Source organism: Pedobacter sp. GW822-FHT03F06, from assembly GCF_058801365.1.
In genome coordinates, this window is sequence record NZ_JBXANE010000010.1 from 11,975 (window position 1) to 23,573 (window position 11,599).

The 11,599-nt window shown below is 38.0% G+C and carries 12 protein-coding genes; 2 read left to right on the forward strand and 10 right to left on the reverse strand.

What is annotated here, in order from left to right; all coding sequences use genetic code 11:
- Positions 1-91: 91 nt before the first annotated feature.
- The 10 genes from bamA to ubiE form a co-directional block, all read right to left on the reverse strand.
- On the reverse strand, positions 92-2,635 hold the full coding sequence (gene bamA / locus AC1RJ8_RS17445) for an outer membrane protein assembly factor BamA (protein WP_492954913.1): 2,544 nt from the start codon (positions 2,633-2,635) through the stop codon (positions 92-94).
- A 149-nt stretch (positions 2,636-2,784) separates the two neighbouring features.
- Complete coding sequence (gene uppS, locus AC1RJ8_RS17450; protein ID WP_230146502.1) at positions 2,785-3,525, reverse strand: undecaprenyl pyrophosphate synthase; 741 nt, start codon at positions 3,523-3,525, stop codon at positions 2,785-2,787.
- 19 nt (positions 3,526-3,544) lie between these two features.
- On the reverse strand, positions 3,545-4,342 hold the full coding sequence (gene porG, locus AC1RJ8_RS17455) for a type IX secretion system protein PorG (RefSeq protein ID WP_492954912.1): 798 nt from the start codon (positions 4,340-4,342) through the stop codon (positions 3,545-3,547).
- Between the two features lie 2 nt (positions 4,343-4,344).
- A complete protein-coding gene (locus tag AC1RJ8_RS17460) occupies positions 4,345-5,226 on the reverse strand; it encodes an NAD kinase (protein WP_492954911.1) in 882 nt (293 codons plus the stop codon).
- Positions 5,227-5,235: 9 nt separating this feature from the next.
- Entirely contained in the window at positions 5,236-5,898 is a 663-nt protein-coding gene (locus AC1RJ8_RS17465) for a CBS domain-containing protein (RefSeq protein ID WP_492954910.1), read from the reverse strand.
- Positions 5,899-6,663 carry an alpha/beta fold hydrolase gene (locus AC1RJ8_RS17470; protein WP_057932771.1) on the reverse strand — a complete coding sequence of 255 codons (765 nt, stop codon included), beginning with the start codon at positions 6,661-6,663 and terminating at the stop codon, positions 5,899-5,901. It lies immediately after the preceding gene.
- Between the two features lie 194 nt (positions 6,664-6,857).
- Positions 6,858-7,304, reverse strand: a complete 447-nt coding sequence (locus AC1RJ8_RS17475) for a GatB/YqeY domain-containing protein (protein WP_057932770.1) — start codon at positions 7,302-7,304, stop codon at positions 6,858-6,860.
- 98 nt (positions 7,305-7,402) lie between these two features.
- On the reverse strand, positions 7,403-8,164 hold the full coding sequence (locus AC1RJ8_RS17480; RefSeq protein WP_492954909.1) for an SDR family oxidoreductase: 762 nt from the start codon (positions 8,162-8,164) through the stop codon (positions 7,403-7,405).
- 89 nt (positions 8,165-8,253) lie between these two features.
- Positions 8,254-9,051: a type IX secretion/gliding motility protein PorT/SprT gene (gene porT / locus AC1RJ8_RS17485; RefSeq protein ID WP_492954908.1), complete on the reverse strand. Its 798-nt coding sequence runs from the start codon at positions 9,049-9,051 to the stop codon at positions 8,254-8,256.
- Positions 9,048-9,779 (reverse strand): bifunctional demethylmenaquinone methyltransferase/2-methoxy-6-polyprenyl-1,4-benzoquinol methylase UbiE, encoded by a 732-nt coding sequence (gene ubiE, locus AC1RJ8_RS17490; RefSeq protein ID WP_426325462.1) that lies wholly within the window; start codon positions 9,777-9,779, stop codon positions 9,048-9,050. The genes porT and ubiE overlap by 4 nt, the downstream gene beginning before the upstream one ends.
- A 165-nt stretch (positions 9,780-9,944) precedes the next feature.
- Between ubiE and yihA the strand changes: the two genes are divergently transcribed.
- Positions 9,945-10,568: a ribosome biogenesis GTP-binding protein YihA/YsxC gene (gene yihA / locus AC1RJ8_RS17495; protein ID WP_057932767.1), complete on the forward strand. Its 624-nt coding sequence runs from the start codon at positions 9,945-9,947 to the stop codon at positions 10,566-10,568.
- A gap of 71 nt (positions 10,569-10,639) precedes the next feature.
- Entirely contained in the window at positions 10,640-11,497 is an 858-nt protein-coding gene (locus AC1RJ8_RS17500; RefSeq protein ID WP_492954907.1) for a UbiA-like polyprenyltransferase, read from the forward strand.
- Positions 11,498-11,599: the final 102 nt, after the last annotated feature.

Here is an 11,599-nt window from a genome sequence, read left to right on the forward strand (position 1 = left end):
TGTTAATGATATAGTTAATAACCTAAGCTTTCTTTAAACTCCTATTGCAATGATTTATTGCATAATTAGTTAAATTTTTGTTCTTTATCAATTAAAATCCACCTAATTGTTGTGCGATACTAAATGTAAAATTTTGCTTTCCGCCATCTGATAGTCCAGGTATGGTGTCAAACGCATGTCCATAATCGATACCCAACAAACCAAATATAGGAAGGAAGATTCTTGCACCTACACCCACTGATCTTCTCACGTTAAAAGGATTAAAATCACCAAATCTGTTCCAGGTGTTACCAGCTTCAGCAAAGGCCAAAACGAATGCTGTAGCTTGTTGGCTTGCAATAACGGGATAACGTGCCTCTAATACATATTTGGTATAAATTGGGCTACCTGACTGCTGTGCCACGGCCGGATCTGAACCGTTCGGGATAACAGCATTGTTTGCGTAACCACGCATCGCGATCAGCTCAGATCCCTGCAAGAAATCGAATCCCTGCATACCATCACCACCGAGTTTAAAACGCTCGAATGCTGATTGGCCAACTGCTTTGTTATATTGCCCTAAGAAACCAAACTGGGCCTGAGCTTTGATTACCAGGTTACCGGCTACACGTTGATACCATTGTGAATCGAATTTCCATTTGTGATACTCAGTAAAGCGATATTTTTCCCTATCTGATGCCGTTGCATAGTTTGTTTTATTTAACAATGAAAACGGAGGTGTTGCCTGAATGGTGAAACGTAAGAACGATCCGGATTTAGGGAAGATTGGCGAATCTCTTGAATCACGGCTAATCTCCTGTGATAAGCTTATGTTGTAAGATGTACCTGTATTGAATAAATATCCTGAATAGTTATTTAAGATGTACTGCTGTACACTAACAGCATGGCTTAACTGGAAATAGTTATCTGGCCAGTTTAATCTTCTACCCAAACTAACCGTTACCCCATTTAAACGTATTTTTTGAAACTGCGCATTATCTGAACTTAATCCATTAGATTGTAATGAAGTAAATGCACTCACACCAAAACTTACCGGTTTCTCGCCACCAAACCAAGGTTGTGAAAAGGAGAAACTATACGATTGGTAATATTTACCGTTGGTTTGTCCACGTAAGCTTAATTTCTGCCCATCACCCTTTGGCAATGGTTTGTAAGCTTTTAAATTAAATAAGTTACGTAACGAAAAGTTGTTGAAGGTTAAACCTAAGGTACCAATGATACGGCCACCACCAAAACCACCTGATAGCTCAATCTGATCTGAAGGTTTCTCTTCTACGGCATATTCAATATCTACGGTACCATCTGCCGGGTTAGGACGAGGTGTAGGCACAGTTTTAGACTCGTCGAAGTTACCCAATTGACCAATTTCGCGGATGGTACGGATTAAATCACTTTTGTTAAATTTCTGTCCGGGTTTGGTACGGATCTCACGTAAAACAACTTTATCGTTTGTGATGGTATTACCTTTTAAAGTAATGCGGTTGTTGGTATACTGTGGTCCTTCGTACATGCGTAATTCCACATCAACCGTATCGCCATAAATTTTGGTCTGTACCGGATCGATATTAAAAGTTAAATATCCATTATCGGTATACATACTGTTAATGTCGCCACCGTTTTCGCCACCGCCGTTTAATTTTTTATTTAATTTTTCTTCGCTAAAAACATCACCTTTTTCGATGGTTAATACTTTTTGCAAAATACTATCCGGATAAATGGCATTACCGGCCCAGGTAATATTACCGAAATAATATTTTTTCCCTTCGTAAAGGTCCATTCTGATGTTGACCTTTTTCTTGTTATGCTGGTAAATGGTATCTTTTAATAATTCAGCATCACGATAACCTTTCTCGTGCATTTTGGCAATCATTTTTACCTTGTTCTCTTCGTATTTCTCTTTTGCGAATTTTCCAGAGCCCCAAAAGCGCCACCAGGTAAATTGTTTAGGGGTTTTAAGGTATTTTCTAAGTTTTGCTGATTTAAAATCTTTGTTACCGGTAAAATCGATATGCTGTACTTTAACACGGTGACCTTTATCGATGTTTGCTTCTAATACCACACTGTTTTCTGCATTCGGATCTTTACGTGTTTTGTAATCGATCTGGGTAAAGAAAAAGCCCTTATCCAATAAGTATTTTTTAACAATGGCCGAGGTGGTATTGTACAGGTTATCGTTTACGATTTTACCTGTTTTATCATTTAGCTTTTCTTGGATAGCTGTTTTTTCCGATTTACGGATACCTTTTAAATCGATAGAACTTAAACGTGGGCGTTCCACTACTTCAATTTCAAAATAAACCGAATCCTGAACAAACTTTTCGATATTAAGTTTAACGTCATCAAACAATCCCTGTGCCCAAAGTGTTTTAATCGCATCAGAAGTTGCCTCGCCGGGAAGAACGATTTTATCGCCCTTAGTTAGTTTAGATAAGGTAATTAAAACTTCTTTATCTAAATATTGGGTTCCTGTTACCGTGGTACCACCAATGATATATTCTTTTGGACTAAAATAATCGAGATCTAAGCCACCAACCTTTAAAGAAGGGGTTACCGGTGCCTGACCTTGTGGACGTACTTGAGCGAAGGCCGGAGCGGCTAAAACTAGTAGGATTAAAACTTGAAATATTCTTTTCATTAAAATTATTTGTTCAGTAATGGCCAAAAGGTAACGATATTTTATAAAGCAAAATTTCTTTACGTTGTTCCCTTATTATGGTTTCATTTATCGTATAAAAGTGGTGCTAAGTTAGTTTAAACGCTTGTTAAAAAGTGTTAAAAGAAAAATTAGTTTAATTGTTCACTAATTTTACCAAAACGGCGTTCGCGTTTTTGATAGTCTACAATAGCCTCGAAAAGATCTTCTCGTCTAAAATCCGGCCATAAAACATCGGTAAAATAAAACTCGGTATAAGCCATTTGCCAAAGCAGATAATTGCTGATACGGTGCTCCCCACTGGTCCTGATCATCAATTCCGGATCGGGTATATTTACAGTTGTCAGTTTTGATGAAAACAGATCTTCGTTTATATCATCCAAAGAAATGACATTATCTTTTACTGCCGACGCGATTTTTTTGGCAGCCTCCAAAATCTCCCACTTTGCACTATAACTCAACGCTAGTGTTAACGTACATTTTTCGTTATGGGCAGTTTTTTCCATGGCTTCTTTTAAATCATCAATACACTCTTGGGGTAACGATGCAATATTGCCTATGGCATTCAGCTTAATGTTGTTTTTATTAAGTGTTTCGGTTTCTTTGTTGATAGTTGAAATCAGAATCTGCATCAAAGCATCTACTTCTTCTTTCGGCCTGTTCCAATTTTCTGTAGAAAAAGCATATAAAGTGAGGTACTCGATACCTACTTCAACACAACCTTCTACAATGTCTTTTACAGAAAGTACACCTTGTTCATGTCCGAAAACCCGCACTTTACCCTGGCCTTTTGCCCATCTTCCATTACCATCCATGATTACGGCAATGTGCTTTGGCAGGCGGCTATAGTCTATTTGTTCTTTAAATCCCATTAATTATGTCAAAATCAGCTTAAAAGGAATAGCATTTTGAGGATACAAAGGTAAAAGATATGCCAACACTAACAAATAGATAAGTGTCCCTTTTTCGAAAATCGCCTCTTTGGGTACCCGCTTGTCCGATTTGGTAGCGTGAAGGATCAGATAAATTGACCTGATTTTGGCCATTTCCAACGATTACGGGATTAACCGGATAACGGCCACTTACATCGTCAATGTAATCAGTTAGCGGTGTCCGGTAACCGAGTTCGGTAAAAACACTCCAGGTATTTTTGTAATTATACCTTAGCCCTAATCCGTATGGGATAGTTAAAACCGCATTATTGTAACCATTTTCCTGACCTTCGGTGGCTAATCGGTCTAACCGGTATTTGTCGCCATTAACTTTTACGGTTGGTTTAAAAATAACCAAACCAGCACCAGTAAAAAGATATGGTGTAAATTGTCTGTTCCCTCCACCCAGATTAAAATTGAAAAAATTAAAATCAACCAAGGCGCTAAATTCGTTTAGTGAGGTTTTAAAACGCAGGTTTCTTTCGCGGAACTGCTCATTACTGGAGTTGGCATCATCTGCCTTAACCTGTCCGTAGGTATAATTTAAGCGAACGCCAACATATTGGTTAAAGTTTCGCTTTACATAGGCGCCAGCTGAAAAACCGCTAATCTGTAAAGGATTATTCTGATTAAGATCGCCCATGTAACCTGCTCCCCCGCCCATTAACCCGACTTCCCATGTACCTTCTTGTGCACGGAGAATTTGCCCGCTAAAAATAAAAAAGAGGAGAATTAACAGCGGTTTGGTTGGCGTCATACTTAGTAGTTACGGGTATCAATGCCCCATAATAATTTATTTCTTAACGTGTTTAAGTAGGTTTCATTGTTAAGACGGATAAGATTTATGCAAAAATCTGCCTTTTTTATGCTAATTTTTACCGAACGCTCTACGGTAACCGTTCGGCTATCACAAGAAACCAGAAATTTCGATTCGCGTGCTTCTACCTCAAAAGAGAGTTTGTTATCATCTGGTACAACCACCGGCCTTACATTTAAGTTATGCGGTGCAATGGGCGTAATTACAAAATTTTCAGAATCGGGGTAAATAATCGGCCCACCGCAGCTTAACGAGTATGCTGTAGAACCTGTGGGGGTAGCAATAATTAATCCATCGGCCCAATAAGAGTTGATAAACTCATCGTTCATTGAAGCATGGATAATCATCATGGCAGAATTATCGCGACGGTGAATGGTAATATCGTTCAGTGCGAAATTCTCTTCACCAAACAGGCCATTATCCGATTCTAAAGTTAAAAGAGAACGGGAATCTAGGGTATATTCTTTATTGATCAGGGCTTTGAGTGCCGATCCGATTTCGTTTTTGTTGATGCTGGCCAGAAAACCCAAACGGCCAAAATTGATCCCGATTACGGGTATGCCCGAATTACGGATTAACGACAAGGTATCGAGTAAGGTACCATCGCCTCCTAAGCTCAACAATACGTCGGCTAGCTCCTTTAATTCGGTGTGATTATGAAAAATAACGGTATTTGCCGGTAATTTAATTTTACTATGAAGGGACGTTTTAAATTTTGAATATAAAACCGGCTGAATATGATGTTCGGCTAAATGATTAAAAACCTCTTGAACGTAGGGCAAAACCGTATCATTAAAATCTCTCCCGTAAATTGCAATCCTCATAAAGTAGGTTTATACATTTAAATAGTTCATGAAAGAATCGTAACGCTCCTGCGACCCATCATCAATCTGTGTGTTATTATATACCTCTTTAACCAGATAATCATATCTTTCGAAAGAAGCTACCAATGAAGTAATTTCTGTTTTGTTTACTTTGAGCGTTACTTCTAAACGTGTAGAATCTTCGAAAGAATTCACGTAAGAGGAGAGTACCTGCGCATTATCGGCTTCAACAATCTGAGCAATATGTGCCAGAGAATTATCGCGGTTACTGATTTCCAAAACGATAATTCCTCCAGGTTCATTTACCGCGTACTGTTCTGCCACGGCATTTACCATGTTATTGATAGAAATTAAACCTGCATAATTTTTCTGTTGATCTAAAACCGGAACAGCTGTTAATTTTAGCTGACTTAATAACCTGATTACATCATAAGTATGCATGTTACTCAATACGAAAACATTAAGTAGGTTTACCGAACTATCGCTTAAAAGTGTATCGTGATTATCAATATTTAGTAAATCATCTTCAGAAACCAAACCCAATAAAGTTACCTCGTTAACAACTGGCAAATGCTTTAGTTTAAACTCGTTCATACGGTCTAAAGCTTTCTGCACCGTGTCATCGGCCCTTAGTGATGGAATTGCATCTGATATGATTTCTGCTGCAAACATTTATTTTAACAATATTCTATCTAAAAATTTCTCTAAAAATGCGTTAAATATTTCCGGATGTTCCATCATAGGCGCATGCCCACATTTATCAACCCAGTTTAATTCCGAATTCGGCAACAATTCATGAAATTCTTCTGCCACTTCCGGCGGCGTAACCTTATCATTTTTACCCCAGATTAAAGAAACCGGTATGGTAATTTTCGACAGTTCTTTAGCCATGTTGTGGCGTATTGCCGACTTTGCCATGGTTAAAATTCTAATCACCCTTGATCTATCGTTAACCGTTTTAAAAACATCATCAACCAGTTCTTTGGTTGCAGTTGCAGGATCGTAAAAAGTAAATTCTACCTTTTCCTTAATGTAATCGTAGCTCTCTCTACGCGGGAAAGATCCTCCAAAAGCATTTTCGTATAAACCGGAGCTACCTGTTAGTACCAAGGCTTTAACAAACTCCTGATGGGCAACCGTAAATACCAGACCCACATGGCCACCAAGCGAATTACCAACAAGTACAACCTGGTTTAAATTTTTATATTTTAAAAAGCGATGAAGATATCTCGACAATGCTTTTACGCCCAATGTTAAAATAGGCAAATCGTAAATTGGTAAAATTGGAATAATTACACGATAGCGATCTTTAAACTGTTCTATAACCAGTTCCCAATTGCTTAGTTCGCCCATTAGGCCATGTAGCAATACCAGTGTCTCGCCTGTTCCAGCTTCGATGTATTTAAATCCGTCTTCTTCTATTATCGGGTAGGTCATATATATTCTAGATGGTATTGTGCTACTAAGTTAGTAGAGTAAAATTAAATTTATGCATTTCTATGCCATTTTTCTGAAATAAAACCGAAAACGGTATAAAAACCTATTTTTAAGTATCTAGAAACAAGTATTAAGTATCAAGATACTTATTTTATAACAAGCTTTCAGCTTTAGTCTTTAAACTTTAAGCTCCGCTAGGCTAGTTTTTCTTTAACAATCTCAGCAATTAATTTACCATCGGCTTTACCTGCAAGTTCCTTGTTTGCCATGCCCATTACCTTCCCCATATCCTTAACCGATGTAGCACCAGATTGTTTGATTACAGCCTCGATAATTGCAGCAACCTCTGCCCTATCTAACTGTTTTGGCAAAAACTGACTGATCACTTCAATTTCTTCTTCTTCTACCTGGTACAGATCTTCGCGGTTTTGTTGCTTGTAAATATCAGCAGATTCGCGGCGTTGTTTAATCAGTTTCTGAAGGATTTTAAGTTCAGTTTCTTCCGTAATTTCTTCTGAAGAACCTTTCTCTGTTTTAGCTAAAAGTAAAGCGGCCTTTATTGCCCTTAAACCTCTTAACTGCGCATTGTTTTTAGCCAACATGGCTTTTTTTATTTCCTGATCTATTGTGTTTGATATCATTTTTAACCCCAAACCCCTAAAGGGGCTTTCCTTTCATTAGTTTAAAATAAAAAAAATATATTGTTATTTCCTCCCGGTATTAATTCCCCTTCGGGGGCTTAGGAAGCTCTATTTATAATTGTTGCTGTAGCCTGTGCGGCAGGCATAATCAGCATGTCGTTAATGTTAACATGTTTTGGCCTGCTTACTACATACCAAATGGCATCTGCAATATCGTCGGCAATTAACGGCTCCAGGTTTTCGTATACTTTTTTCGCCCGGTCTTCATCGCCTTTAAAGCGCACCACCGAAAATTCGGTTTCTACCATGCCCGGATTAATTTCGGTAACCTTTATGCCGTGGGGCAATAAATCGATACGCATAGCTTTACTCAAAGCATCAACAGCATGTTTGCTGGCACAATATACGTTTCCATTTGGATAAACTTCTTTTCCGGCAATAGAACCAATGTTAATAATATGGCCTGATTGGTTTGGTATCATCCAGTTGGAAACAATTTTGGTTACATAAAGCAAGCCTTTTACATTGGTATCAATCATGGTGTCCCAATCGTTGGTATCGCCTTTATCAATTGGATCTAAACCCTGGCTTAAGCCTGCATTGTTAATCAAGACATCAACCTTTTTCCATTCTGCCGGCAAAACTTCTAAAGCAGCGGTAAGACTTTCTTTATCGCGAACATCGGCAAAAACCTGTTTAATGGTAATCGCATATTTATCTTCTAAATGGTGGGCAATTTTAGCCAACCGATCTTCTCTGCGGGCCAATAATACCAGATTGTAACCTTGTTGGGCAAATGTATGTGCACAAGCTTCGCCAATACCAGAAGTTGCGCCTGTAATTAATGCGATTTTAGACATTTTTATGAATTTTAAGTCTCGGTAATGCTTTAAGATACCATCTTTGATTTACCTACACCAACAAAGGTAAGTTTTTTTGGATTGCAGGACTATTGAAAAATCAAACTGAATGTTAATTGACGTAATTTCAACTTATCTATTGGATTGGCATAAACCGTATTGTCGTGCTGAAGCAAATCGCTGGCTGAATAGGATAGTTTTATTTCGGGCGACATTTTGAAATACTCAAAGTAAATATCGAAACCAATGCCTGTTTCGTACGACAGGTAATTTCTTTGATTTTTTAAAAACTTATTTACCGGTGTTTCGCCTTCATCGAAGGTTTTCTTTTTCGAAGCTATATCTATCGAATATTTAGCACCACCTAACCAATATGCTCTAAAATTGTTCATCCGGTTCGACTTTACCTTTATGCCTAACGGAAATTCGAACATGGTGGCCTGAACTTTTCTTTCTACCACGGTTTGAAAGTTTTTCGTTTGCCCATTACCCAGGTTAATCGGCGCCATAGGTTCATATTCGTAAGTTACTACCCTATCGCTAAAAATAAGGGAAGGTGTTGCCCTGATATCGAAGTTATCAGAAATCATTCTATTCATTACAAAACCCAATCCAAAACCTTGAGACGGTGGGCTGGAAATAGCATTTAATGTTGAGGTAACCGGAATGCCCGAATTTGGATCGTAAGAAGGATCCAGCGAATTTGGCACCTCATAAAAAGGCGATCTCCAATTTTGTTTTTTAAGAATTTTGTATTCGGCTGAGATATACTGGAAATTAAAACCAAAACTCCAATCTTCATCATCTATTCCACCACCCCAATTTTGAGCAAAGGCGGTTGTAGAAATCATAAAAAGTGAAAGAATGAGGCTTAATTTTCTGATCATTTGGTTCCTACATATATCGAACTTATTCCAAACGTTAAAATTCTTTGTTTGGTACTTTTAAAGCCAACTTTTTCCATCAGGTTGGTAAAATCTTCTCCGTCAGGAAAAGCTGCTACCGATTCTGGCAAATAGGTATAGGCTCTGTGGTCTTTTGAAAATAGTTTTCCAAAGAAAGGCGTTACCTGCTTAAAATAAAAACTATACAATTGTTTTACCGGAAAAACCTTTGGTTTCGAAAATTCCAATATCACCATTTTCCCGTTGGGCTTTAATACCCTGTACATATCGGCTAATCCTTTTTCGAGGTTTTCGAAATTACGCACGCCATAAGCGCAGGTAATCGCATCAAAAGTATCATTTTCGAAATGCAGCCCTTCAGAATCGCCTACCTGAACGGTAAAAACTTCGTTTAAACTACGCTCGTTAATTTTCTTCTTGGCTACTTCTAACATCCCTTCAGAAATATCAACGCCAATTACCTTTTCGGGATGAAGCTTTTTAATGGCTTCGAAAGCAAAATCGCCAGTTCCTGTAGCTACATCAAGCAAAGTTCTCGGGTGGATAGAAACCAGTTCTTTAATGGCTTTCTTACGCCATAATACATCGATCCCTAAAGAAAGAAAATGGTTTAAAAAATCGTAAGTGCCGGAAATATTGTTAAACATGGTTGCAACCTGCTCTTTTTTAGTTGCATCTTCTACTTGGTATGGAGTGATATTCTGATTCATGATATAGGGCAAAGATAGAGAAAAGTCGGGAGTCTTTAGTCCGGAGTCGGGAGTCTTTGGCGCAAAGTATTCAGCGTAGTGTCAAAAATCAGATAAAAAAGATTATCAATTTGGACTTCAGACTTCCGGCTTCCGACTTCGGACTCAAAACCCTACCTTTGCACTATGATTATCAAAACGGCAACATTTGTTTGCAGCAACACCCAGATTTCGGCACTACCGGCACCAACGATGCCAGAATATGCATTTATTGGCCGCTCTAACGTGGGTAAATCTTCATTAATCAATATGTTGGTTAATCAACATGGATTAGCCAAAACCTCTCAACGCCCGGGAAAAACACAATTAATTAATCACTTTTTGATTAACGAAGCCTGGTATATTGTCGATTTACCAGGTTATGGATATGCGAAGGTTTCTAAAACCAGCAGAGAAAAATGGGAGAAATTTATCCGCGCCTATATCACCAAAAGAGAAAGTTTACAATGTGTTTTTGTTTTGATAGACAGCCGTTTAGAGCCTCAGGGAATTGATATTGAATTTTGCTATTGGCTAGGTGAAAAACAGATACCTTTTTCGCTAATTTTTACCAAGGCTGATAAACAGGGCATGACTACCACCCAGAAAAATGTAGCTGCCTTTAAGAAAAAATTAGGTGAATTTTTCGAAGAGATTCCGGCCACCTTTATCACTTCTGCAGAAAAAGGAAACGGAAAAGATGATGTTTTAAATTTCATCTATGAAGTAAATAAGGATTTTGTTGTTCCGACAGATTATAAGAAGTTTTAACCAGTTTTCAGTTCGCAGTACACAATTTTCAGTTTAACAGTAAAAAATCTGTGTAATCATCTTTTAAATAAATGAAAAAATACTTTTCACTCGTATTATTCGCCCACTCTGTTTTTGCGTTACCCTTTGCCATGATTGGTTTCTTTTTGGGCGTAACCACAACAGAAAACCCATTTTCCTGGTATAAACTGATTTTAGTTTTGCTCTGTATGGTTTTTGCCAGAAACTCGGCTATGGCTTTTAACCGTTATCTCGACCGAAATATTGATGCAAAGAACCCACGTACCAAAATGCGCGATATTCCTGCCGGTAAGGTTTCGGCAAACGAAGCGCTGATTTTCGTTATCGCCAATTGTATACTTTTCGCTATTACCACATACTTTATTAACCCACTTTGTTTCTATCTGTCGCCAGTAGCTTTATTTGTGGTTTTATTTTATAGCTACACCAAAAGATTTACAGCGCTTTGCCATTTGGTACTGGGCTTAGGCCTGGCACTTGCTCCTATTGGCGCTTACATTGCCGTAACCGGACATTTTGCCTTGGTTCCTGTACTTTACTCCTTAACCGTATTGTTCTGGGTAAGTGGATTTGATATTATATATGCCTTACAGGACGAAGAGTTTGACCGGGAAGAAAAATTACACTCCATCCCATCGGCACTTGGCATTAAAAATGCTTTGAATGTTTCGGTGCTGTTGCATCTACTCTCTGCCACCTGTGTTATTTTGCCTGTGTTTTTTACTTCCTTTAGCTGGGTATATTACGTAGGTATAGTGTTTTTCTGTTCGATGTTGATTTATCAGCACTTATTGGTAAAACCAAATGATATTAGCAAAGTAAACAGGGCATTTCAAACCTTAAATGGTTATGCATCGGTAGTATTTGCGATATGCTTTTTAATAGATGCGTATTTGAGACATAAATAAAAAATGAGAGAAGGCCAAATGAGTGAGTGATTGAGTTTTGAATGATAGAATGTTTAATATTCACTAATTCCATCATTCGCCAATTAAATCCTTCTTGCATTC